At 70.3% G+C, this 22963-nt stretch carries 22 protein-coding genes; 20 read left to right on the top strand and 2 right to left on the bottom strand.

Translation table 11 applies throughout. The features are described 5' to 3' along the window. The first annotated feature begins 7 nt into the window (after positions 1-7). The 12 genes from VF139_16715 to VF139_16660 all read left to right on the top strand — a co-directional run bounded on the left by VF139_16715 (position 8) and on the right by VF139_16660 (position 12969). The gene (locus tag VF139_16715) at positions 8-388 is read left to right on the top strand and encodes a polymer-forming cytoskeletal protein (GenBank protein HEX6853040.1); all 381 of its coding nucleotides are present in this window, start codon (positions 8-10) and stop codon (positions 386-388) included. Between the two features lie 104 nt (positions 389-492). Next, the gene (atpH, locus tag VF139_16710; protein HEX6853039.1) at positions 493-1035 is read left to right on the top strand and encodes an ATP synthase F1 subunit delta; all 543 of its coding nucleotides are present in this window, start codon (positions 493-495) and stop codon (positions 1033-1035) included. Positions 1036-1041: 6 nt separating this feature from the next. Beyond that, positions 1042-2604 carry a F0F1 ATP synthase subunit alpha gene (gene atpA, locus VF139_16705; GenBank protein ID HEX6853038.1) on the top strand — a complete coding sequence of 521 codons (1563 nt, stop codon included), beginning with the start codon at positions 1042-1044 and terminating at the stop codon, positions 2602-2604. 3 nt (positions 2605-2607) lie between these two features. Then, positions 2608-3474, top strand: coding sequence for an ATP synthase F1 subunit gamma (gene atpG / locus VF139_16700; protein ID HEX6853037.1), 867 nt, complete (start codon positions 2608-2610; stop codon positions 3472-3474). A gap of 19 nt (positions 3475-3493) precedes the next feature. Next, positions 3494-4936 carry a F0F1 ATP synthase subunit beta gene (gene atpD / locus VF139_16695; protein ID HEX6853036.1) on the top strand — a complete coding sequence of 481 codons (1443 nt, stop codon included), beginning with the start codon at positions 3494-3496 and terminating at the stop codon, positions 4934-4936. After that, on the top strand, positions 4933-5340 hold the full coding sequence (locus VF139_16690; GenBank protein ID HEX6853035.1) for a F0F1 ATP synthase subunit epsilon: 408 nt from the start codon (positions 4933-4935) through the stop codon (positions 5338-5340). The genes atpD and VF139_16690 overlap by 4 nt, the downstream gene beginning before the upstream one ends. Further along, positions 5337-6479, top strand: a complete 1143-nt coding sequence (locus tag VF139_16685) for an ABC transporter substrate-binding protein (protein HEX6853034.1) — start codon at positions 5337-5339, stop codon at positions 6477-6479. The genes VF139_16690 and VF139_16685 overlap by 4 nt, the downstream gene beginning before the upstream one ends. After that, complete coding sequence (locus VF139_16680; protein ID HEX6853033.1) at positions 6476-7243, top strand: dolichyl-phosphate beta-glucosyltransferase; 768 nt, start codon at positions 6476-6478, stop codon at positions 7241-7243. Before VF139_16685 ends, VF139_16680 begins: the two co-directional genes overlap by 4 nt. 18 nt (positions 7244-7261) lie before the next feature. Next, complete coding sequence (mfd, locus tag VF139_16675) at positions 7262-10756, top strand: transcription-repair coupling factor (GenBank protein HEX6853032.1); 3495 nt, start codon at positions 7262-7264, stop codon at positions 10754-10756. Continuing rightward, complete coding sequence (locus VF139_16670) at positions 10753-11301, top strand: hypothetical protein (protein HEX6853031.1); 549 nt, start codon at positions 10753-10755, stop codon at positions 11299-11301. The genes mfd and VF139_16670 overlap by 4 nt, the downstream gene beginning before the upstream one ends. 68 nt (positions 11302-11369) lie before the next feature. Further along, complete coding sequence (locus VF139_16665; GenBank protein ID HEX6853030.1) at positions 11370-12365, top strand: peptidyl-prolyl cis-trans isomerase; 996 nt, start codon at positions 11370-11372, stop codon at positions 12363-12365. A 403-nt stretch (positions 12366-12768) separates the two neighbouring features. Then, positions 12769-12969 (top strand): RNA chaperone Hfq, encoded by a 201-nt coding sequence (locus VF139_16660; GenBank protein ID HEX6853029.1) that lies wholly within the window; start codon positions 12769-12771, stop codon positions 12967-12969. 6 nt (positions 12970-12975) lie between these two features. On the opposite strand, the gene VF139_16655 is transcribed toward VF139_16660, so the two are convergent. After that, a complete protein-coding gene (locus VF139_16655; protein ID HEX6853028.1) occupies positions 12976-14217 on the bottom strand; it encodes a thiamine pyrophosphate-dependent enzyme in 1242 nt (413 codons plus the stop codon). Then, positions 14214-15341 carry a transketolase C-terminal domain-containing protein gene (locus VF139_16650; GenBank protein HEX6853027.1) on the bottom strand — a complete coding sequence of 376 codons (1128 nt, stop codon included), beginning with the start codon at positions 15339-15341 and terminating at the stop codon, positions 14214-14216. The genes VF139_16655 and VF139_16650 overlap by 4 nt, the downstream gene beginning before the upstream one ends. Positions 15342-15459: 118 nt before the next feature. Here VF139_16650 and VF139_16645 point away from each other — a divergent pair, with 118 nt between their 5' ends. The 8 genes from VF139_16645 to VF139_16610 form a co-directional block, all read left to right on the top strand. Beyond that, entirely contained in the window at positions 15460-16146 is a 687-nt protein-coding gene (locus VF139_16645; GenBank protein ID HEX6853026.1) for a hypothetical protein, read from the top strand. Positions 16147-16240: 94 nt separating this feature from the next. Then, entirely contained in the window at positions 16241-17431 is a 1191-nt protein-coding gene (locus VF139_16640) for an efflux RND transporter periplasmic adaptor subunit (protein ID HEX6853025.1), read from the top strand. A gap of 4 nt (positions 17432-17435) precedes the next feature. Then, positions 17436-18659 (top strand): ABC transporter permease, encoded by a 1224-nt coding sequence (locus VF139_16635; GenBank protein ID HEX6853024.1) that lies wholly within the window; start codon positions 17436-17438, stop codon positions 18657-18659. Next, entirely contained in the window at positions 18656-19921 is a 1266-nt protein-coding gene (locus VF139_16630; protein HEX6853023.1) for an ABC transporter permease, read from the top strand. Before VF139_16635 ends, VF139_16630 begins: the two co-directional genes overlap by 4 nt. Before the next feature lie 143 nt (positions 19922-20064). Then, the gene (locus VF139_16625) at positions 20065-20877 is read left to right on the top strand and encodes a class I SAM-dependent methyltransferase (protein HEX6853022.1); all 813 of its coding nucleotides are present in this window, start codon (positions 20065-20067) and stop codon (positions 20875-20877) included. A gap of 39 nt (positions 20878-20916) precedes the next feature. Next, a complete protein-coding gene (locus VF139_16620; GenBank protein HEX6853021.1) occupies positions 20917-21483 on the top strand; it encodes a hypothetical protein in 567 nt (188 codons plus the stop codon). Between the two features lie 264 nt (positions 21484-21747). Continuing rightward, positions 21748-22278 carry a hypothetical protein gene (locus VF139_16615; protein ID HEX6853020.1) on the top strand — a complete coding sequence of 177 codons (531 nt, stop codon included), beginning with the start codon at positions 21748-21750 and terminating at the stop codon, positions 22276-22278. 150 nt (positions 22279-22428) lie between these two features. Then, positions 22429-22963, top strand: a 535-nt coding sequence (locus VF139_16610; protein HEX6853019.1) for a protein kinase, incomplete at its 3' end; no start/stop codon positions are given.

The raw sequence follows: 22963 nt of genomic DNA, 5'->3' as shown, positions 1-22963 counted from the left end.
GTACGGCATGCTCGGACGAAAGACCCGGAACGAAGCGGCTCCCGACGAGATCCTCGGCTTCCTCGGCGAAGGCACCCTCCTCGAGGGCGACCTGAACGTCCGAGGAGTCCTTCGCGTCGACGGCGAGATTCGCGGCAAGATCGAATCGTCTTCCGCGCTCATCGTCGGACCGCACGGCGTGATCGAGTCGCAGGAGCTTCGCGTGGCGACGTTGTGCGTCGCCGGCGTCGTTCGCGGAACGCTCCACGTCCGCGAGCGTCTCGAGATCCAGCCGGGAGGACGGGTCATCGGGCACGTCGTGCTCGAGACCAAGGGCTTGGTCATCGCCCCCGGCGGACAGTTCGAAGGCACCGTCGAGATGCCGGAGGACGCAGCCGCCTCGGCTTGACCCTCGAAAAGCCGCCGTGCTACTTTCCCCGCTCTTTTGCAGCGATTTAGGCACGGCTGCCCTCGGTTACGACCTGCCGAGCGCCACCGCCACCTGGGGCTTCGATGAAGGATCGCAATCTCGCGGCGCGCTACGCCCGGGCCCTCCTCGCCGCGCTTCCCGACGAACGCGCCGCCGAGGCGGCGGACACGTTCCTCAGCGCCCTGGCGGAGGCCTTCGAAACCTCCCCGGAGCTTCGCGACGTGTTCCTCAATCCCGCGGTCGGCCGCGAGCAGCGCAAGCAGATCCTCGCCGCGTTGACCGAGGGGCGCGGGGTCGTGCGTGAGGTGCGGAACTTCCTCTTCACCGTGGCGGATCACGGGAGGCTCTCGGCGATCCCGACCATCGCCGTGATGTTCCGGGAGGCGCGGGAGCGGTACATCGGGGTGGTTCCGGCGGTCGTGACCACCGCCTCGGGGATGGCCCCGGACCTCCTCGAGCGCCTCTCGACCTCCCTCGACAGACTCTCCGGGCGCAAGGTGCGCCTCGAAATGAAGGTGGACCCCGCGGTGCTCGGAGGGGCCGTCACCCAGGTCGGATCGACGATTTACGACGGAAGCGTTCGAACCCAGCTCAGCCGCCTGCGCCGCAGGATGGCCGAGGAGTAGCCACGCATGCAGATCAAGGTCGACGAGATCAGCAAGATCATCCGGCAGCAGATCGAGGGGTACGACCGGCAGACCGACCTCGCGGAGGTCGGCACCATCGTGACCGTGGGTGACGGCATCGGCCGCATCTACGGCCTCGAGAAGTGCATGTCCGGCGAGCTCCTGGAGCTTCCGCACGGCGTGATGGGCATGGCCCTGAACCTCGAAGAGGACTCGGTCGGAGCCGTGCTGCTCGGAGAGACCACCCTGATCAAGGAGGGGGACCAGGTCCGTCGCACGGGCAAGATCATGCAGGTCCCTGCGGGCGAGGCCCTGGTCGGGCGCGTGGTCACCCCCCTGGGCGTTCCCATCGACGGCAAGGGCGCGATCCCGACGACGATGGCGATGCCGATCGAGCGGATCGCTCCCGGCGTCGTCGATCGCACCCCGGTCAAGGAGCCCCTGCAGACCGGGCTCAAGGCGATCGACGGCATGATCCCGATCGGCCGCGGCCAGCGCGAGCTCATCATCGGGGACCGGCAGACCGGAAAGACCGCGATCGCCCTCGACACGATCATCAACCAGAAGGGCAAGGACGTCGTCTGCATCTACGTCGCCATCGGCCAGAAGCAGTCGACGATCGCCCAGGTGGTCCGGACGCTCGAAGAGAACGGCGCGATGGACTACACCATCGTGGTCGCCGCTCCCGCCGCCTCTCCCGCGCCGATGCAGTTCCTCGCCCCCTACGGCGGCTGCGCGATGGGGGAGTACTTCCAGTTCCACGGCAAGGACGGCAAGCCCGCCTCCAGGACGAATCCGGGCCGCGCCGTGCTGTGCATCTACGACGACCTCTCGAAGCAGGCGGCGGCCTACCGGGAGATCTCGCTGCTCCTTCGTCGTCCGCCCGGCCGCGAGGCGTACCCGGGAGACGTCTTCTACCTGCACTCGCGCCTGCTCGAGCGCGCCGCGAAGCTCAACGACGACGGCGGCGGCGGTTCGCTGACCGCGCTTCCGATCATCGAGACGCAGGCCGGCGACATCTCGGCGTACATCCCCACGAACGTGATCTCGATCACCGACGGCCAGATCTTCCTGGAATCGGACCTCTTCTACTCGGGGGTGCGCCCCGCGGTGAACGTCGGACTGTCCGTCAGCCGCGTCGGCGGCAACGCGCAGATCAAGGCGATGAAGCAGGTCGCCGGAACGCTGCGCCTGGCCCTCGCGCAGTACCGGGAGCTCGCCGCGTTCGCGCAGTTCGGCTCGGACCTCGACAAGGCCACGCAGGCCCAGCTCGCCCGCGGCCGTCGCCTCGTCGAGATCCTTAAGCAGCCGCAGTACGCGCCGCTGCCGGTCGAGAAGCAGGTCGTCATCATCTACGCCGGGACGAGCGGACTGCTCGACGACGTCGACGTGGCCGACCTGCAGGCCTTCGAGGCCGGCCTCTACAAGCACCTCGACCTCCACCACAAGGACCTGCTGCAGGACCTCGTGAAGAAGGGATCGCTCGACGACGCGATCCGCGAGCGCATCGGCAAGGCCGTGCAGGCCCACAAGGCCGAGTTCCTCGCGCAGCGGACCGTGGCGGGCTGATCGATGGCGAAGACCCAGCACCTCAAGCGCCGCATCCGTTCGGTCAAGAACACGATGCAGGTGACGCGCGCGATGAAGATGGTCTCGGCGGCGCGTCTGCGGCGCGCCCAGGACCGCATCATCGCGGCGCGCCCGTACGCCCGGCGCATGAACGAGGTGTTGCACTCGCTCGCGGCGAACGCGAATCGTGAGATGCACCCGCTCCTCGCGGTCCGGCCGGAGGAGCGGATCGACGTCGTCGTCATCGCGTCGGACCGGGGCCTCTGCGGCTCGTTCAACGGCACGATCATGAAGACGGGCGCCGCCTTCCTGGACCGGCAGACCGGCAAGGACGCCGGCGTCTTCCCCGTCGGACGCAAGTCCCGGGAGTTCTTCCGGAAACGCGGGACGAAGATCCGCCACGAGTGGTCCGACGTCCTCCGGAAGCTCGATTACCCCGTCGCGCAGGAGATCGCGAATCTCCTGATGGACCGGTTCGAGAGCGGCGCGACGGACGCCGTCTACGTCGTCTACAACGAGTTCCGCTCCGCGATCGTGCAGAAGCCGGTGGTCGAGCGCCTGCTTCCGATCGAAGGACCGGATCTCGGCAAGGTCGCGACGGCGACGGGCTCGGAGGAACACCTCTTCGAGCCGTCCGCGCAGCAGCTCTTCGAGGCGCTGCTGCCGCTGCACGTCACGACGCAGGTTTATCGCGCGCTGATGGAGTCCGCCGCCGCCGAGCACGGCGCGCGCATGACCGCGATGGACTCGGCCACGAAGAACGCGAAAGAGCTGATCGATCGCCTGACGCTGCGCATGAACCGGGTGCGCCAGGCTTCGATCACCACGGAGATCATCGAGGTCGTCTCCGGCGCGCAGGCGCTGGGTTGACGACGGGGAGCTTGGTCCGATGAGCAATTTCGGCAAGGTCGTTCAGGTCATCGGCCCGGTGGTGGACGTCGAGTTCGGCGAAGACCACCTTCCGTCCATCTACAACGCCGTCCGGATCGTGGACGACGGCACCGGGACGGGGATCAAGATCGACGTGACCTGCGAAGTCGAGCAGCACCTCGGCCAGAACCGGGTCCGATGCGTCTCGATGGAGCCCACCGACGGCATGGTGCGCGGCATGAAGGCCGAGGACCTCGGGCAGCCGATCTCGGTGCCGGTGGGCGAGGCCACCCTCGGTCGCGTCATCAACGTGATCGGGAACCCCGTCGACAAGCTCGGCCCCGTGGCGTCGAGCGAGCGCTGGCCGATCCACCGCGAGCCGCCGACCTTCGAGGAACAGTCCACCAAGATCGAGATGTTCGAGACGGGCATCAAGGTCGTCGACCTTCTCGAGCCGTACATGAAGGGCGGCAAGGTCGGCCTGTTCGGCGGCGCGGGCGTCGGCAAGACGGTGCTGATCATGGAGCTGATTAACAACGTCGCCATGAAGCACGGCGGCTACTCCGTGTTCGCCGGCGTCGGAGAGCGCACCCGCGAGGGGAACGACCTCTGGCTCGAGATGCAGGAGTCCGGCGTCATCAACACGTCGGACCGCTCGAAGTCCAAGGTGTCGCTGATCTACGGCCAGATGACCGAGCCGCCCGGGGCGCGGCTCCGGGTCGCCCTCACCGGTCTCACGGTCGCCGAGTACTTCCGCGACGTGAACCACCAGGACGTGCTGCTGTTCATCGACAACATCTTCCGCTTCACGCAGGCGGGCTCGGAAGTGTCGGCGCTGCTCGGCCGCATGCCGAGCGCCGTCGGGTATCAGCCCAACCTCGCGACCGAGATGGGCGAGCTCCAGGAGCGGATCACCTCGACCACCAAGGGCTCGATCACCTCCGTGCAGGCGATCTACGTTCCCGCCGACGATTACACGGACCCCGCGCCGGCGACGACGTTCGCCCACCTCGACGCGTCGACCAACCTCTCGCGGCAGATCTCCGAGCTGGGCATCTACCCCGCGGTGGATCCGCTCGCGTCGACCTCGCGCATCCTCGACCCGCGCATCGTCGGCGACGAGCACTACGGCGTCGCCCGCGCGGTCCAGGGGGTCCTCCAGCGCTACAAGGACCTCCAGGACATCATCGCGATCCTCGGGATGGACGAGCTGTCGGACGACGACAAGCTCACCGTCGCCCGCGCGCGCAAGCTGCAGCGGTTCCTCTCGCAGCCCTTCTACGTCGCCGAGCAGTTCACCGGAATGGAAGGCCGCTACGTGAAGGTGGCCGACACGATCAAGGGCTTCCGCGAAATCGTCGAAGGCAAACACGACGACCTCCCCGAGCAGGCGTTCCTCTACGTGGGCACGATCGAAGAGGCGCGCGAGAAGGCCGAGAAACTCAAGGCGGGCGTCGCGTGATCACCCTCGAGGTCGTCACGCCCGAGCGGCTCGTCCTCTCCGAGCCGGTCGACGAGGCGGTGCTCCCCGGGGCCGAGGGTTATTTCGGCGTCCTGCCGGGCCACGCGCCGCTGCTGGCGGCGCTCGGCACGGGGGAGCTCGAGTACCGCAAGGGGGCCGCGAAGCGCTGGCTGGCGGTCGCGGGCGGCTTCGTCGAGGTTCTCTCCGACCGCATCAGCGTGATGGCGGAGAACTGCGAGCCGGCCGAGGAGATCGACGCGGCCCGCGCGCGCGAGGACCTGCGCCGCGCGGAGGAGGCCTTGAAGAACAAGGACGTCTCGGACCGCGACCGCGCGCGCTCCGAGCACCGCCTCCGCAAGGCCGCAGCCCGACTGCAGGTCGCCGGACGCGTGCGGAGCGAGTGAGGAAGGCCGTCGCTCTTCCGCTCGCGCTCGCGGCTCTCGCCGCCGGTGCGTGCTCGCGCGAGGTCCGTGTGGCCGCCGTCATCTCCACGACGGGGGCGGCCTCCTCGTACGGCGAGAAGGTGGCCCGAGGCATCGAGCTCGCGCGCCGGGAGCTCGACGCGGAGGCCGGCTGGTTCGGCCGCCGCTTCGTGGTGCTCTCCGACGACGACCGGACCCTGCCCTCGCACGGCGTCGAGGTCCTTCGCGCGCGCATCGAACGCGACGGCGTGCGACTGGCCATCGGCGCGGTGACGTCTCCCGTGTCGCTGGCCCTGGCCGAAACCTGCGAGTCGCGCGGGGTGGTCCTCGTGTCGCCCTCCGCCTCGGCGCCGGAGCTCTCCCAGGCGGGGGAGTTCGTCTTCCGCGTCGCGCCGTCGGACACACTCGAGGGAAACGCGATGGCGGAGTTCGCCCGGGACCTCGGCCTGTCGAGGGTCGCCGTCCTCGCCGTCGCGGGAGCCTACGGCGACGGACTTCGCTCGACCTTCAGGCGCCGCTTCGAAGGCCCGCGCCGTCGCATCGTTGCGGGGATCTCGTTCACCGAGGTCGACGCGGCGGTGCTCGACGCGATGGCGGCGGAGGTCGTCGCGGCGCGTCCCGACGGCGTCTACCTGGGCGCCTACGAGGCGGAGGCGGCCGCCATCACGCGCCGGCTGCGGGAGGCGGGCTTCCGCGGCGTGATCCTGGCGAGCTCCGCGATCGGCGCCGAGTTCGCGGCGCGGGCCGGGTCCGCGGCCGAGGGGACGGTTTTTCCGCGGTTCGACTTCGATCCGGAGTCGACCGAGCTCCCCACGCGCGAGTTCGTCGAGCATTACCGGGCCGAATACGGCGAGACCCCGGGTCCGGAGGCGGCCCAGGGATACGACGCCATGCGCGTCCTCGCGAAGGCGGTTCACGACGCGGGATCGTCGGACCCGGACGCGGTTCGTCTCGCCCTCTCGGCGATGCGCGACCACGTCGGCGCGACGGGTCGCATCGCGTTCGACGCCAACGGCGACGTCCAGCGCTACCCCCGCCTTTACGTGATCCGTCGCGGCACGCCCGTGCCGTACGAGCTCTTCATCGAGCAGGGGGGGGCGATCCCGGGGAGCGTTCCATGAATCCGGAGCCGGCGGGCCGGCCCTTCCTGACGGTCGTGGTGCCCGCGTACAACGAGGAGCGGCGGCTCGGGGCGTCGCTCGAGCGCATCGCCGGGTGGCTGGAGTCCCGCGGCATCGACGGCGAGCTCGTGGTCGTCGACGACGGCTCCTCCGACGGGACCGCCCGAGTGGCCGCCGACCAGCTCAAGGGCCGTCGGGGCCGCGTGCTCCGGCAGCCCGAGAATCGCGGGAAGGGCGCCGCGGTCCGGCGAGGCGTGCTCGAGGCCCACGGCCGATGGGTGCTCCTCAGCGATGCGGACCTCTCGTCGCCGATCGAGGAGTACGACACGCTCGCCGCCGCCGCGCGCGAGCGCGACGCGGACGTCGCCATCGGCTCGCGCGGGCTTCCGGAGTCGAAGGTCGAGGTCCGCCAGAACCTCGTCCGCCAGACGATGGGCAAGACCTTCAACCTCGCGATCCGCACCATGACGGGTCTTCCCTTCCGCGACACCCAGTGCGGTTTCAAGCTGATGGATCGGGAGCGCGTGCGCCCGCTGTTCGAGAAGATGGTCGTGGACCGGTTCGCCTTCGACGTCGAGTTCCTGTTCCTGTGCCGGAAGTTCGGCCTCGCCGTCGTCGAGGTCCCGGTCGTCTGGCGCAACGCGCCGGGCTCGAAGGTCAGCATCTTCCGCGACCCGCTCAACATGCTGGCGGACGTCGCCCGCGTGCGGTGGCGCTTCCGTCGCGGTCGGTACAACCCCGAAGCGACCGCTCCCCGGGCCTGAGGGCGCGGGTCCGTTCCGATGGACGCGGCGCACGCGCTGTTCGCTCCGCTCGTCGGAGATCCGACCTTCCTCGAGATCGAGCGGCGGCTGGCCTCGCGCGCGCCGCGAACGGCGGTGGCGGGGCTCGTGGAGGGGGCCCGTGCGGTCGTGCTCGCGCTGCTTCGCGCGCGCGCCGGACGGCAACTCCTCGTGGTCGTCCCGGACGACGCGGCGGCGGAGAGCTGGCGCCGCGACCTCGCGGCGGCCTTTACGCTCGCGGCGGGGGAGAGCTCCGCGGTCGCGATGTTCCCCGCCTTCGACGCGGATCCGTGGGACGACATCGCGCCTCACCCCGAGGTCGGCCGGGAGCGGGTCATCGCGTTGTCGAGGCTCGCCCGGCGCGAGATCGGCGTCCTCCTGGTTCCGGCCCGCGCCCTGCTGGATCCGCTTCCGGCTCCGGAGGAGATCGCGGCGCGGGTGCGCGTCCTGCGCGTCGGGGACGCGCTCGCCCCCGATCGGTTCGTCCTCCAGGCGATCCGCTGGGGGTACCGGCGGGTCGACGTCGTGGCCGCGCCCGGGGAGGTCAGCCGCCGCGGCGGCATCGTGGACATCTTCCCCGTGGAGTCCGAGGAGCCGGTCCGGATCGAGCTGTTCGGCGAGACGATCGAGTCGCTGCGGCGGTTCGACACGGACCACCAGCGCTCGACGGGCGCGCTCGACCGCGCCGTCGTCGGCGCCGTCATCGAGAGCCCGGCCACCGACGAGGCGGTGGAGCGTCTCGCGCGGTGGATCGAGGACGCCGCCGCGCGGGCCCGCAGCGCCGATGCGCCCGTGCTCCCCCTGCGGGAACGGCTCGAGATCCTCCGCACCGAGGGGTACTTCCCCGGGCTCGAGGCGCTCGCCGCGCTCACCGCGTCGCGCCCGACCGACCTGTTCGAGCACGCGCCCGGCTTCGCGCTCGTCGTCGACGAGCCCGAGCGCGTCGCCGAGGAGATCGCACGCTCCGCGCACGAGCGCCGCGTGGCCTACGAGCAGGCGGGCACGCGGATCCTCCCTCCGCCCGACGTCCTCGCACTCGACCCACGACGCGTGCTGGCGCGGCTGGACGCGTGGGACCTGGCGCTCCAGGAGCTTCGCGGCGATCCGCCGGCGGGGGTGGAGGCGGCGCTCGAGCTCCCGGGCCGCGGCGCGCGATCCTACGCCGGGCGCCTGGGCGAGCTCGCCGGCGCGGTCGGCGCGGAGGTGCGCCGGGGCGTGCGCGTCGTGTGCGTGATGCGCACCGCCGGGAGCGCCAGGCGGCTCGCCGAGGTGTTCGGCGAGTACGCGCTGCCGCACGCCCTCGCCGCCGACGACGGTGCGATCCCGGCCGAGGCCTGGGCCCCGGGCGGACTGTTCGTCGTCGTCGGCGGGTTGCGCCACGGCTTCGAGCTGCCGGCCCAGGCGCTCGTGGTGCTGTCGGAGCGCGAGATCTTCGGCGAGGAGGCCCGCCCCGCGGAGCGCCGGACGCGCTCGAAGGCGGCGTTCGTCTCCGACTTCCGCGACCTCAGGATCGGGGATCTCGTGGTCCACGTGGACCACGGCGTCGCGCGGTACACCGGACTGGGACGTCCCAAGGGCGGGTCGCTCAACCGCGACTTCATGGTCCTCGAATTCTCGGGAGGCGACCGCCTCTTCGTCCCCGTCGATCGCCTCGACCTCGTGCAGAAGTACAGCGGCGTCGCGGGGTCGACGCCGACCCTCGACAAGCTCGGCGGCCCGGGGTGGGAGCGGGTCAAGTCCAGGGTCCGCAAGTCGGTCGAGTCGATGGCGAAGGAGCTCCTCGAGCTTTACGCACGCAGGCGCGCCGCCACGGGCCATGCGTTTTCGCCCGACACGACGTGGCAGGGGGAGCTCGAGGCGTCGTTCCCGTACGCCCTGACGCCGGACCAGGTGCGCGCGCTCGCCGAGGTGAAGGCCGACATGGAGTCGCCGCACCCGATGGATCGCCTGCTCGTCGGCGACGTCGGCTTCGGGAAGACCGAGGTCGCGGTGCGCGCGGCGTTCAAGGCGGTGATGGACGGCCGCCAGGTCGCCCTCCTCGCGCCGACCACCGTGCTCGCCGCCCAGCACCACGAGACGCTGCGCGAACGCTTCGCGCCGTTTCCCGTGAAGGTGGGGATGGTCTCGCGGTTCCGGTCGAGCGGAGAGGTGCGCGAGTCCCTCCGGGCCCTGTCGACCGGAGAGCTGGACGTCGTCGTCGGCACGCACCGCCTCCTGTCGAAGGACGTCTCCTTCCGCAACCTGGGCCTGCTCGTCGTCGACGAGGAGCAGCGGTTCGGCGTGGCCGACAAGGAGCGGCTCAAGCGCCTGTCGCTGGGAATCGACGTGCTCTCCATGACGGCGACCCCGATTCCCAGGACCCTCCAGATGTCGCTCGCGGGCGTGCGCGACCTCTCCATCATCGAAACCCCGCCGCCGGGCCGGTCGGCGATTCAGACCTACCTGATCCCGTTCCGCAAGAACGTGGTGGCGCAGGCCATCCGCCAGGAGCTCCGGCGCCAGGGCCAGGTCTACTTCGTGCACAACCGCGTCGAGACGATCCCGGCGCTGGTCCGCGCGCTGCGCGAGATGGTGCCCGAGGCGCGCATCGTGGTCGGGCACGGCCAGATGAACGACCGGGAGCTCGAGCGCGTGATGCTCCAGTTCATCCACCACGAGGCGGACGTCTTCGTCTCGACGACGATCGTGGAGAACGGGCTCGACATTCCCGCGGCCAACACGATCGTGGTGAACCGCGCCGACCGCTTCGGGCTGGCCCAGCTCTACCAGCTGCGCGGCCGGGTGGGCCGCTCCGAGCAGCGCGCGTACGCCTATTTCCTCATCCCCGGCCGGCACGTCCTGACCGAGGTGGCCCGGCGACGGCTTCGTGCCCTCCAGGAGTTCAGCGACCTCGGCTCCGGATTCCGGCTGGCCGCGGCCGACCTCGAGATCCGCGGAGCGGGGGAGTTCCTCGGCGCGCGCCAGCACGGACATATCGCGAGCCTTGGATTCGATCTCTACACGCAGATGCTCGAGCGGGCGGTTTCGGAGCTGCGCGGCGAGGCGGCTCCCGAGCGAGCGCCCGCCACCCTCCATCTCGGCATCGACATCAAGATCCCGGAGAGCTTCATCCCCGACGTGGGGGACCGGCTCGCATTGTACAAGCGGCTCTCGGCCGCGCGGGCGGAGGCCGACGTCGACACGCTGCAGGCCGACACGGAGGACCGTCGGGGGCACCTTCCCGCCGCCGGGAAACACCTGTTCGACCTCGCGCGCCTGCGCCTGGTCGCCGACCGGCTCGGCGTCCGGAGCGTGGACCTCGTCGAGGGCCGATTCCAGATCCGATTCCACGATGCCGCGCAGCTGGACCCCGCGCGGCTCGTCGATCTGCTCGCACGGGAGCGCGGGACCTGGACCTCTTCGGGCATGATGATCGTCCCGGCTCCCTCCGGGGCGGGGGAGCGCATCCGGGCCGCCCGCGAGATGCTCGAGCGGCTCGGGGAGGCGGCAGCATGATCGCAGCGCGCGTCGGCCTCGTCTCGGTGGTGTTTCTCGCCGCATGCGGATCGCCCGCGACCCCACCGGCCGCCGGACCCCCGGCCGCGCCGTCGCCGCCCCCCGCGGACGCCATCCTCGTGATCGACGGCCGGGGCGTCCCCACCGAACACTTCGACGCCTACGTCGCGGCGAACTTCGATCCGTCCGAGCTGGAGGAGCCGCTCGCTCCGGCGGACGACGCCCGGGTACGCAGCCGCCTGTTCGACGATTTCGTCTCGGAGGAGACGCTGCTGGCGGAGGCGGAAGCCCGGGGAATCCGCGTGGGGGAGGTGGAGGTCCGGGCCTGGCTCTCGGGGGAGGCCCCGGAGGAGGACGGGCCCCAGGCGGCCCAGCGGCGCGAGCGGGCCCGGCGCGAGTTGACCCTGCGCCGGCTGCTCGACGACCTCGTGCTCGAGAATCCCGGCAAGGACGAGCGGACGATCCGGCGCGAGGTCGCGAGCCGCCACCGCGTGGAGCCCCGGCCGGATCGGCTCCCGTTCCCCTATCGCCCGGAGGGGTCGTGAGCGCGGCGTTCCCTCGGCTGTTAGACTCCGGGCACTCGGGTTTCCGATTCCACGCTGGAGGTACTCGGATGGGTCGATCCCGCAATCGGGCGGTCGCGGCTTGCCTCTTCACGCTGGCGCTCGCGATGCCGGGCGTCATCGCCGGCGAGGTTCTCGAGGAGGTCGTCGCGAAGGTGAACGACGACGTCATCACCAAGTCCGACCTCGAGGATCGCGAGCAGCAGGTCCTGGCGGAGTTGTACCGGGCATTCACCGGCCCCGAGCTCGACGCCAGGGTGGCCGAGGCGAAGGCGCTCGTGCTCCAGCGCATGATCGACGACAAGGTCCTGCTCCACCGGGCGCAGAAGCTGTTCGACATGACCAAGGTCGGCGACATGTACCTGAAGATGTTCAAGGAGCAGCAGAACCTGTCGGACGAGGACCTCGCCAAGGCGCTGGCCGCCGAGGGGATCACCGCCGACGAGCTCAAGAAACGCCTCGTGGAGATGTCCGCGCCGTCCGAGGTGATCCGCTTCGAGGTGTCCGACCGCATCTCGATCGCCGACCGGGACGTCGAGACCTACTACGCGGCCCACCCCGAAGCATTCAGCCTCCCCGCCCAGGCCACGGTCCGGGAGATCGTCCTGCTCGCCGAGGGGGACAAGAAGGAGGCGCGCCGGGCCGACGCGGAGGCGATCCGGGCCCGCGCCGCGGCGCCCGACGCCGACTTCGCCGCGATCGCCGCGGAGGTCTCCGACGCGGGCACGAAGGAGAAGGGGGGGCTTCTCGGGACGGTCACGAAAGGGGACCTCGCGGAGGCGCTGGATACGGCGAGCTTCACCCTCCCCGTCGGCGGGGTCAGCGGCGTCATGGAGACGCCCTACGGCTTTCACATCCTGAAGGTCGAGGAGCGGACCGACGCACGGATCCGGTCGCTCGACGAGGTACGCGAGGAAGTCCGCCAGAAGCTCTCGAACGAGAAGTTCGAGGCCGGGTACAATGCGTTCATCGTGCGCGCCCGAAGCGAGGCCACCATCGTCGTGATGCCGAAATATCAGAACCGCGTGTCCCAGGTCACGCGGTGAGACATAAGGGTTGCACTTTTTGAAACCTACGGGTAACATCCCGACAGCTTCCAACGCCCGAACCTTCCGCCACCATCGACGGAGACGAATTGGGCGGTGACGTCCGGAAGCGAGTGCGTCGAGCGTTTTTGATGGATCCGGCCCCTGGAGAGGCGCGATGGTCAATCGCAAGCTCGTTCGTCCCAACCTCGCCGAGCTGAAAGAGAAGTTCAACGCACCCGTTCGGCCGGCGATGAGCCCCAACGGGGTGGCCACCGCCCCGCCGATCCCAGGAGGTCCCGCCCCCTCCGCGCCTGCGCGTGAGACCCCGGCCGGCCCGCCGGGACGTCCCGACCACGGCCCGCGGCGCCGACCCGTTCCTCCGGATTCGACGAGCGCCGAAGCGTTCTATTACGTCAAACAGATGAACGCGCGGACCCCGATGGTGGTCGTGCTCGACAGTGGCGAGCAGCTGCGCGGCCACATCGAGTGGTACGACCGGAACTGCATCAAGGTCAACCGCGAGGACGCCCCCAACCTGCTCGTCTTCAAACACGCGATCAAATACGTGTACAAGCAGGAAGAGGAAGGCGGAAAACCGGAGACTCCGCAGGCCGAAGCGTAGGAGCGCCTACCCTCGGACGGCTGCGCGGTCGATCGCTCCCGTCAACTCCACCCACCACAAGACGGCGGCGGCCGCCGCTCCCTTGGCCCCCGCACCGGCGCGCAGCGGAGCCCGACGCACGTCCCCGGCGACGTTCGGAAGCGCCACCCCTTCGTCGGCGAGCACGAGGGTTCCCTCGCCGCACCGTGAGAAGGTCCCCGAGCGGGCGAGCTCGCGAGCGCCGTCGTCGGAGGCGACGAGCACGGCGTCGGGAGTCTCGATCCCGGTGTAGTCGATCGGGTGCGGGCTGAGGATCAGCTCGGACAGCGAGAACCCGCTCCCCTGCGTGATGGGGTTGTCGTTCTTCTGCGAGACGTGGAGTCCGCAGGCGAGGGCGGCCTTCGCGAGCGAGGTGGCCGCGGACTGGACCCTTTCGCCGGCGGTTCCCGCCAGCACCACGCCGTACCGGCGATCGAGCTTCGCCGTGAACGTGGCGACCGCAGCGGGGGCGCCACCCTCCTCCGCGGACTCTTCCGCCGCGCGCTCGAGGGGATGCGGCCGCTCCTCGTCGCGGAGAACCCCCAGCGCGTATCCGGCCTCGGCGACGATCTCCTTCATGCGCGACGCCCCGAGCGGGTTGCGTCGCGAGCCGTGCGCGGTGCACAGCTCCAGCACCTCGACGACCGCGAACCCCGGGTGCGCGATCGCGCGCCGGAGAATCGACGGCAGCTCGCCGTCGGTGGCGAAGGCGCGCGCGACGAACGGCGCCCGAGCGGCGGCGAGCAGCGCGCCCAGATCGAGCGGGGGCACGCGGTTCCCCTCGCGCGTCGTCGCCGTCACGAAGCCCATGGGGGAGAAGGCGGAGTGCTGGCCCCCGGTCATCCCGAACAGGAAGTTGTTGTGAACGACCACGGTGACGTCGGCGTTGATCGACGCGGCGAACACGAGATGGTTCAGTCCGATCATCGATCCGCCGTCGCCGATCATCACGAGCGTCTTGAGGCGGCCGGCGCCGAGCACGGCGTCCGCGAGCGCGATGCCGGTGGCGAACGCGGTCGATCGCCCGTGGGTGGTGTGCACCGTGTGCGGCCGGTCGATCTGCGCGTCGGCGAGCCCCACGCACCCGATGTCGGTCACGACGCACAGGTCGCGCGCGGGGAGCTCGAGGGCGTCGAGGGCCGCGTCGATCGCGCGGAGCACGTGGGCGTGGCCGCACCCCTTGCAGTAGGGGAGCGCGGCGTCGGGCTTGAGGAATCCGCTGTCGCTCATGCGCCCTCCACCGCCTCGACGATCGCGGAGGGGGGGATCATGGCCCCGATCGCGTTGACCCGTTCGACGCGAACGCCGGGCAGATGGCGCTCGAGCACGGCGGCGTACAGGCCGGTGAGGTTCTCCTCGGCGACCACGACCCGGCTCGCGCCGGCCGCCGCGCGCGCGAGCGCGGCCTCGGGGACCGGGAACAACGTCCGAACCTGCAGGAACGAGACGCGGCGCCCCGCGGCGCGAAGCCGGCCGACCGCCTCCCGGGCCGCGCGCGTGGTGATCCCCCAGCTCAACACGAGCGTCTCGGCCCCGGGCTGCAGGTCTTCCCCGACGAGCTCCATCTCTCCGGCGTGCGCCTCGATCTTCCGTTGCAGGCTCCGGAGCAGGGACAACACCTCCGCGGAGTTCTTCTTCAACCGTCCCTCGGCGTCGTGCGCGGAGCCGGTCGCCACGACCTTGAGATCGCCGCCGACCGGCACGAAGGGGGGCGGCTCCTCGGCGCACGGCCGGCCGTAGGGGGCGTACTTGGCGTCGCCCCCTTCGAACGCACGCCGTGCGACGACCTCGACGCGGTCGAGGGCGCCGACCTCCACCCCCTCGAGGGTCATCCCGACCTCCTTGTCGGAGAGAAGCACGACGGGGGTTCTCAGCCGCTCGGCCCAGGCGAACGCCGTCTGCGTCAGGGTGAAACACTCGGCTGCCGTGGCGGGGGCGAAGACCGGAACGGTGTATCCCCCCGACGTGCAGTGTTCGGCGAGCAGGACGTCCCCCTGCCCCCCCTGCGTCGCTCCCCCCGTGGACGGTCCGAGACGCTGAACGAACGCGACCACGACCGGGGTCTCGGTCATCACGGCGTATTGCATCGTCTCGGTCATGAGGCAGAACCCCGGCCCCGACGTCGCGGTCATCGCCCGGTGCCCCACCATCGACGCGCCGACGCAGGCGCAAAGGGCGGTGATCTCGTCCGGAGACGCCACGGCGAGCCCGCCGCGGCGCGGCAGCTCCTCCATCATCGTCTGATAGATCTCGCTCGAAGGCGTGATCGGGTAACCGGCGAAGAACCGGCATCCCGCCTCGATCGCACCGAGGGCGGTCAGGCGATTGCCGGAGACCAGTTCGGGAAGGTTCATGGGCATGAGCGAAGGGTAGGACGACCGGTCGCCGGGCGCGACAGACCGGGGTCAATTCCCGGTGCCGCCTTGACCGGCCGCCCCGGGACCCTAAGTTTCGTCGCCGGAGGGGTCGACCATGCTCGGTTCCGCGATGGGGTTGGTGGCGTTTGGCGCGCTCCTGGGGTTCGTCGCCTTCGTGGGCTCGGTCTGGCTCATCGTGGTGGCCTTCCGGAAGGGGGGACCGCTCTGGGGGTTCCTCACCCTGCTCGTTCCCTTCGCGAACATCGTCTTCGCCGTCAAGTTCTGGCCCGACGCCAAGAAGCCGTTCCTCACGAGCTTCGTCCCGGCGGTCGCATCGGGCCTCTGTTTCGTCGTCGCCGGCACGATGGCGGCGAGCGCGGTCGGCGGCGAGATGGCCCGCCGGATGCAGGAAGAAATGAAGCAGGAGCAGGCCCGCATGAGTCGGGACGGCGGGGCGTCGCATGAGGAGCCCGCGCCTTCGGCTTCCCCCCTCCACGAAGCGGAAAGCCCGTCGCCCGCCCCCTTCGTGCTCAACACCCTCCCGCACCCGTCCCTTCCGAAGTCCGAGTTCGACCCCGAGACGGTCACGCGGGACGGCTACGCCCCGGTCCCCTTCGCGGACGCGAAGCAATACGTCGGCCGCGCGGCGAAGATCCTGACGAAGAACGGCCGCACGCACCGGGGGACGATCACGGCCGCCCGGCCCGGGTCGGTCGAGCTCGAGCAGTACATCGGAGCCGGTTCGATCTCGGTCGAGTTCGGCGCCCGCGAGACCGAAACGGTCCTGGTCGACGCCCGCTGAGCCGTCGATAAGGGCCGTTCACCGCATTCCCCGGAGGTCGACCCTCAACCTCGGTACACTCGCTGCGTACTGAGGTTCGGAGGGTCGGGCCTCGATGAAACGCAAGGTGTGGGTCGGGGTCGGGGTGTTGCTCGGCGTCGCGGTGGCGACCGGTTTCGTGGTGTCGCGCCGGGGACCGAAGCCGGCGGCGGTCGTCTTCGCCAAGGTGGCACGCGAGGACCTTCAGGCCAAGGTGAGCGCGAACGGTCGCGTCCAGGCCCAGAAGAAAGTCGATATCTCCGCGACCGTCGCGGGGCAGGTCACCCAACTGGCCGTGCGGGAGGGGGACGCCGTCCGGAAGGGACAGTTCCTGCTCCAGATCGACGCGGCCAACTCCCGGGCGCAGGCCCGCAGCAGCGAGTTCTCGATGCAGGCCCTGCTCGAGGACCTCGACGCCGCGCGGCACGCCCTCACGCTCGCCAGCGCGGACGCGGCCCGCGCCGAGGAGAACTTCCGCGCCGGGATCCTCCCCGAGGCCGAGCGGCAGCGGGCGAGAACCGAGGAGGCGACCCGCCGTGCGGCCCTCCTCGGCGCGGAGCGCCGGGTCGACCAGGCGCGCGCCTCCCTCGAGGGGGTCCGCGACACGCTTTCCAAGACCACGATCCGCTCCCCGATGGACGGCATCGTCACCGCGAGGCGCATCGAGGAGGGGGAGGTCGCGGTCATCGGCGTGCAGAACCAGCCGGGGACCGTGCTCCTGACCATCTCGGACATGTCCGTCGTCGAGGCGGAAATGGAGATCGACGAGACCTCGATCCCGTCGGTGGCCCTCGGCCAGAAGGCGCGGGTGCACATCGACGCCTACCCCAACCGGACCTTCGACGGCACGGTCACCGAGGTCGGCAACTCCCCGATCACCGCGACGGCCGGGGGAACCGAGGCGATCAAGTTCAAGGTGAAGGTGCGCATCGACAACCCGCCGGACGGGATCAAGCCCGGGCTCTCCGTGCAGGCGGACATCCTCACGGGGTTCCGCGAGAAGGTCGTCACCGTCCCGATCCAGGCGCTCGTCGTTCGCGAGGACGAACGGCGCGAGGAGACGGAAGGGGTGTACGTCGTCGACGGCGGCAAAGTCGCGTTCCGTCCGCTGAAGACGGGACTGCTCGGCGAGCTCGCCGTCGAGGTGCTCGACGGGGTGAAGGAAGGGGAGACGATCGTCACCGGCCCGTTCCGGGAGCTGCGCGCGTTGAAGCCCGGCGACGGCGTGCGCGAGGCGCCCCCCGAAGGGGCCGCGAAGGAGGGCTGACGCCGTGGTCCTGCGGGAGCTCGCTCGCGCGGCGTTCGAGTCGATCCGAGCGCACGCGCTTCGCAGCGCGCTCACTCTCCTCGGCGTCGTCATCGGCGTGACCACGATCGTGGGCGTCGCCTCGGTCATCGCGGGGCTCGACGCCTTCGTCCGCGAGAAGGTGATCCTGCTCTCCCCGGACGTCTTCGTCGTCACCAAGTTCGGGGTGATCACCTCGCGCGAGGAGTTCTTCGAGGCCCTGAAGCGTCCGGACCTCACGTTGCGCGACTTCGACGTGCTGGCGTCGCGTCTCACGCGGGCCGAGGCGCTCGCCGCGGACGTGACGACCCAGGTCGCCGCCAAGCGGGGCGACCGGCGCCTCGGCGGGGTGACGGCGCACGGCACGACCGCCAACTACGGCGCCCTGATGAACCTCGATCTCGCCGCCGGCCGCTACTTCGCCGAGGTCGACGACACCGCCGCGCAGCGCATCGCGGTCATCGGCTGGGACGTCAAGGACGAGCTGTTCGGGGGCCTCGATCCGGTGGGACGCGACCTCACCCTCAACGGCGTCGCGTTCCGGGTCGTCGGGGTCCTCGCGAAACAGGGGCGCTCCCTCGGACCCAGCCTCGACGACCAGGCCTTCGTCCCGTTGCGCGCGTTCCGGCAGACGTGGGGCACGCGCAACACGGTCGATTTCCTCGTGAAGGCGCGCGGCGGCGTTCCGGGGGTCGCGACCGCCTCCGACGAGGTCCGGTCGGTCCTTCGCGCCCTGCGGCACACGCCGTTCCGGGATCCCGACCCCTTCGGCGTCGTCACCGCGGAGGGGCTGCAGACGTTGTGGCGGCAGATCTCCACCGCCGCGTTCCTGCTGACGATGCTCATTTCCGGCGTCTCCCTCGGCGTCGGCGGCATCGTGATCGCCAACATCATGCTCGTGGGCGTCGTGGAGCGGACGAAGGAGATTGGCGTCCGGCTCGCGCTCGGCGCGCGCAAGCGGGACATCCGCCGCCAGTTCCTCCTCGAGGCCACGCTCCTGGCGGCGGGGGGCGGTGCGGCGGGGTTGGCGCTGGGCGCGGGCGCCGCGTTCGGCGTGCAGGCGGCCCTCGATTTCCCGGTCCGGGTCACCCCGATCATCCTCGGGTCCGCCTTCGGGCTGGCGGTCGCCGTCGGTCTCACCGCCGGTTATTTCCCGGCCCGCAACGCCTCGAATCTCGTCGTCGTCGACGCGCTGAGGGACGAGGCATGAAGCCGCGCGGCGTCGGGTCGGGATGGCTCGAGAACGTCCGATTCGCGCTCGGCGCGATGCGCGAGCAGAAGCTGCGCAGTTTCCTCACCGTCCTCGGCGTGATGGCGGGGGTCGCGACCGTCATCATGATGGTCAGCTTCGTCGTCGGCTTCGACCGCCAGGTCACGGCCTCGTTCACCGCCTTCGGCACGCACCTCGTCCAGTTCCAGAAGTTCGAGCCGCGTTTCGGGCACGGCGAGATCCCCGACGAGCATCGGAACCGGCGCGACCTCACGATCGAGGACGCCGAGGCGATCGCGCGGCTGAGCCCCTCCGTGAAGGCGGTCTCCGCCGAGCGCTGGATCACCGACGGCCGCGCGACCGCGCGCGCGGGTCGTTACGAGGCCAACGGCGCCGTCGTCGCCGGCATCGTCCCCGGTTACCAGGAAGCCAACACCCACTTCGTCGAGGACGGCCGGTTCGTCACGGACGCCGACGTGCGCCTCGCCAATCGCGTCTGCGTGATCGGCCCGGACCTCGTGACCGCGCTGTTCCCCCTGCAGGACCCTATGGACCGGGAGCTTCTGCTCAACGGGCGCGGGTATCGCGTGGTCGGCGTCTTCGAGCCCAAGGGGGGATTCTTCGACGGCAGCGTCGACAACTACATCGCGATCCCGATCACCGCGTTCGACGATCAGTTCCCCGAGATCAAGAACGGCGGCGGCGACACGATCCACATCGCGACGGTCCCGCGAAGCCCGGAGCTCGTGGACGAGCTCATCGAGGAGGGGACCGCGGTCCTGCGTCAGCGCCGGGGCCTTCGCGCCGACCAGGAGAACGACTTCGCGGTCTGGACGAGCGCGGGACGCCTCGAGCAGTTCAAGCAGATCACGAACGGCGTCGCGGCGGCGATGCTCGTCGTCGCGGGTATCGCGCTCGTCGTCGGCGGCGTGGGAGTCATGAACATCATGCTCGTCAACGTCACCCAGCGGACGCGCGAGATCGGGCTGCGGAAGGCGCTCGGCGCCACCCGCCGGGACATCGCGTCGCAGTTCCTCGTGGAGGCGGTCACCCTCACCGGGGTCGGGGGGATCGTCGGGATCGCCTTCGGTCTCTCGGCCGCCTTCCTCGTCCGCGCCCTGCTGCACTTCCAGGCCGCCGCGCCGTGGTGGTCGGTCGTGCTCGGGTTCGGGGTGTCGACGACCGTCGGGCTCGTCTTCGGGATGTGGCCCGCCGTGAAGGCCGCGCGGCAGGATCCGATCGAGGCCCTGCGGTACGAGTAGCTTCTATTTCCTCTGATTCGGCGAGGGGGCCGGACGGACGGGCAAGCACCTCGGACGCGAGGTCATGTCCCATGACCCCGGGGCAGGGTACTTTCCGTGATGGGGAGGAGTTCGATCCGAACGGATCCCCGAAAGGAGAGACGATGCAGGCCCCCTCCGTCCCGTTCCAGGAGATCAAGGCACGCCAGCAGGCCATGTGGGCCTCCGGCGACTTCTCCGTCATCGGCACGACCCTTCAGGTCGTCGGCGAGACGCTCTGCGAAGCCGCCGACCTCCGCGCCGGCTCGCGCGTGCTCGACGTCGCGTGCGGCAACGGCAATGCCTCGCTCGCGGCGGCCCGTCGCTTCTGCGACGTGGTCGGCGTCGACTACGTCCCGTCGCTCGTGCAGCGCGCCCGCGACCGCGCGACCGGCGAGCGACTCGACGTCGCCTTCCACGAGGGGGACGCGGAGGACCTCCCGTTCGAGGACGGTTCGTTCGACGCCGTCCTGTCCACGTTCGGCGTGATGTTCGCGCCCGATCAGGCGCGTGCCGCGGCCGAGCTCGCGCGCGTCTGCCGCCCCGGCGGGGTGATCGCGCTCGCGAACTGGACTCCCGAGGGGTTCATCGGCGAGTTGTTCCGCGTCGTCGGCCGTCACGTCCCCCCCCCGCCGGGACTGCGGTCGCCCGCCTACTGGGGGACCGCCGACGGGCTGCGCGAGCTGTTCGGCGGCACGGTCACCGAGATCGGGACGACGCGCCGTCACTTCGTCTTCCGTTACCGGTCGGCCGGGCACTGGATCGACGTGTTCCGTCGCTGGTACGGACCGGTGCATCGCGCCTTCGCGGCGCTCGACGCGGACGGCCAGGCCGCGCTCGACCGCGACCTGCGGGAGCTGCTCGCCCGGCACGATCGGTCGGGAGGAACGTCGCTCGTGGTTCCCGGGGAGTACCTGGAGGTGGTCGTCCGCCGTTGACGGGGGCGCTGGTAGAATCTCCGGCCCGGAGAAACCAGCATGTCCAAGCCCCCGATCAACCCCGATGCCCGAACCCTCGAAGACGCCTTCTTCGCTCAGGAGAACGCCAAGCTCCTGGAGGAGATGCGCAGGAAAGCGGAGCTGCAGGAGCGTCGCGACAGCCTGCGCCACGTGATCAAGGGCGCCGACGACGCGTTGCTCGATCACCTGCTCGCCCTGGGGATCGGCGCGGAGACCGTGCTCGCGATGACGCTGCTGCCCCTCGCCCGCGTGGCGTGGGCGGACGGGGTGATCGACGCGAAGGAACGCCAGGCGATCCTGAAGGCGGCGGAGGATCGGGGCGTCCTCCCCGGGACCCCCAGCCGCGACCTTCTCGAGGCGTGGCTCGACCACAAACCCGGTCCTTCGATCTGCACCGCGTGGGCGAAGTACATGGAGAGCTTCTGGCCGCAGCTGACCGAGCACGAGCGGGGGGAGCTGCGCGAGCGGATGCGCCGGATCACCCGCGGCGTGGCCGAGGCGGCCGGAGGGTTCCTGGGCCTGGGCTCGAAGATCTCCGCCGCCGAGCAGGCGGTGCTGGACGAGATCGAGGCCGCGCTGAAGTAGGCGCCGCGCCACGGCAGAAAAATCTCCGCCCGAACCCGTGTGCGCGATGCGCGTCGGCGCTATGGTGCGTGCGTTCACGGGTGATTCCGGGTTTACGCGAGAGCGGCCATGCAACACCGAGCCGCCCGCCCCTCGAAGCGGATCCGGGCGCCGCGCGCGCGGGCGCCGCCGGGAATCCGCACCTCGAGGAACCCCTCCCAACTCAACGCTTCGTCCGTTTCACGGTTTCGCCGTTTCGCCTTTCGTGATCTGGAGGGTTCGACGATGTCCACGGTCAAGGAGAAGGAAGTGCGCGAGATGCTCCCCGTCGAGCAGCTCGAGCGGATGCTCCCCAACATCGCGTGGAACTACTGGGTGGAGCTGAACAAGCTCCGCAACGAGGCGGTGCAGGCGCTTCACCTGCACGCCACGATCGTCGACAAGCCGGGCATGCACATCAACGTCGGGGAGCGGTTCAAGGTCGAGTTCACCCTCTGGCTCGGGCCGCTTCCGAACTGCCCGACCGAGGAGCTGGGCCTGCCGCTCTACCGCGACGTCACCGCCACCATCAAGGGCACGACGTACGCCAAGCCGGTCACCGGGACCACGATCGCCGTTCCCATGACCAACGTCCTCACCCCCGGCATGCCGGTCGTGAGGAAGACCATCGAGTTCGAGGCCCTGAAGGCGTTCCCCGGCGATCCTGCGACGCCGGAGATCTACGTCGAGACCCGGCTCGAGGCCGACTTCGACATCGCGCGTTTCTTCCACGTCGTCAACAACCAGGTGTTCACCACGAACATCTTCACGACGTAGGCACCGCGGGGGTCGAGCCCGTTCCCGGGGCCCGGCCCCCGTTCCGCGCCCGCCGCGCCGCGGCACGAACAAAACGCCAAACAACGGTCAAGGACGCGTTGGGTCCGTGATGTCGGTCCGTATTGTCTTCGCGAGGGGCCCCGAACCACGATGGACGCGTCCGCCCGCGACGACCGACTCCTCGACCTCGCGCGTCGACTGCTCGACGGTGAAGCGATCGACTGGGCTGCCGAAGGGATCGAGGAGTCCGAGGTCCGCGAGGGCCTGAAGCGGCTCCAGCCGATGCTGCGGATGGCGGACGGGACGGAGACCGCCACCGGCAAGGTGGTGGTGGACCAGCCCGGCGATCGCACCATCGGGGACTTCCGGCTCGTCCGCAAGTTGGGCGAAGGCGGGATGGGGGTCGTCTACGAGGCGGAGCAGCAGCATCCGCACCGGCCGGTCGCGTTGAAGGTGATCCGGGGCGGCGCGCACGTCTCCTCCGACACGCTGCGGCTGTTCCAGCGCGAGGTCCAGACCCTCGCCCTCCTTCGTCACCCCGGCATCGCGGCCCTTTACGAAACGGGAGCGACGAAGGACGGACTCCACTACTTCGCGATGGAGCTCGTCCGCGGCCTGACGCTGTCCGAATGGCTTCGCAAGCGCCCCCCCGGCCCGATGATTCCCGAGGAGCTGAAGTTCCGGC

The organism is Candidatus Polarisedimenticolaceae bacterium (assembly GCA_036376135.1).
In the GTDB taxonomy this organism is placed as follows: Bacteria; Acidobacteriota; Polarisedimenticolia; order Polarisedimenticolales; family DASRJG01; genus DASVAW01.
This window is presented reverse-complemented; position numbering and strand designations above follow the sequence as displayed.

What these genes read in the sequence shown, in the direction of transcription:
- VF139_16680 (HEX6853033.1), top strand. Translation starts at nt 6,476, where the DNA reads ATGAATCCGGAGCCGGCGGGCCGGCCCTTCCTGACGGTCGTGGTGCCC.
- VF139_16650 (HEX6853027.1), bottom strand. Translation starts at nt 15,341, where the DNA reads ATGAACCTTCCCGAACTGGTCTCCGGCAATCGCCTGACCGCCCTCGGT.
- atpA (HEX6853038.1), top strand. Translation starts at nt 1,042, where the DNA reads ATGCAGATCAAGGTCGACGAGATCAGCAAGATCATCCGGCAGCAGATC.
- atpH (HEX6853039.1), top strand. Translation starts at nt 493, where the DNA reads ATGAAGGATCGCAATCTCGCGGCGCGCTACGCCCGGGCCCTCCTCGCC.
- VF139_16665 (HEX6853030.1), top strand. Translation starts at nt 11,370, where the DNA reads ATGGGTCGATCCCGCAATCGGGCGGTCGCGGCTTGCCTCTTCACGCTG.
- VF139_16660 (HEX6853029.1), top strand. Translation starts at nt 12,769, where the DNA reads ATGAACGCGCGGACCCCGATGGTGGTCGTGCTCGACAGTGGCGAGCAG.
- VF139_16645 (HEX6853026.1), top strand. Translation starts at nt 15,460, where the DNA reads ATGCTCGGTTCCGCGATGGGGTTGGTGGCGTTTGGCGCGCTCCTGGGG.
- VF139_16640 (HEX6853025.1), top strand. Translation starts at nt 16,241, where the DNA reads ATGAAACGCAAGGTGTGGGTCGGGGTCGGGGTGTTGCTCGGCGTCGCG.
- atpG (HEX6853037.1), top strand. Translation starts at nt 2,608, where the DNA reads ATGGCGAAGACCCAGCACCTCAAGCGCCGCATCCGTTCGGTCAAGAAC.
- mfd (HEX6853032.1), top strand. Translation starts at nt 7,262, where the DNA reads ATGGACGCGGCGCACGCGCTGTTCGCTCCGCTCGTCGGAGATCCGACC.
- VF139_16670 (HEX6853031.1), top strand. Translation starts at nt 10,753, where the DNA reads ATGATCGCAGCGCGCGTCGGCCTCGTCTCGGTGGTGTTTCTCGCCGCA.
- VF139_16615 (HEX6853020.1), top strand. Translation starts at nt 21,748, where the DNA reads ATGTCCACGGTCAAGGAGAAGGAAGTGCGCGAGATGCTCCCCGTCGAG.
- VF139_16655 (HEX6853028.1), bottom strand. Translation starts at nt 14,217, where the DNA reads ATGAGCGACAGCGGATTCCTCAAGCCCGACGCCGCGCTCCCCTACTGC.
- atpD (HEX6853036.1), top strand. Translation starts at nt 3,494, where the DNA reads ATGAGCAATTTCGGCAAGGTCGTTCAGGTCATCGGCCCGGTGGTGGAC.
- VF139_16630 (HEX6853023.1), top strand. Translation starts at nt 18,656, where the DNA reads ATGAAGCCGCGCGGCGTCGGGTCGGGATGGCTCGAGAACGTCCGATTC.
- VF139_16620 (HEX6853021.1), top strand. Translation starts at nt 20,917, where the DNA reads ATGTCCAAGCCCCCGATCAACCCCGATGCCCGAACCCTCGAAGACGCC.
- VF139_16625 (HEX6853022.1), top strand. Translation starts at nt 20,065, where the DNA reads ATGCAGGCCCCCTCCGTCCCGTTCCAGGAGATCAAGGCACGCCAGCAG.
- VF139_16715 (HEX6853040.1), top strand. Translation starts at nt 8, where the DNA reads ATGCTCGGACGAAAGACCCGGAACGAAGCGGCTCCCGACGAGATCCTC.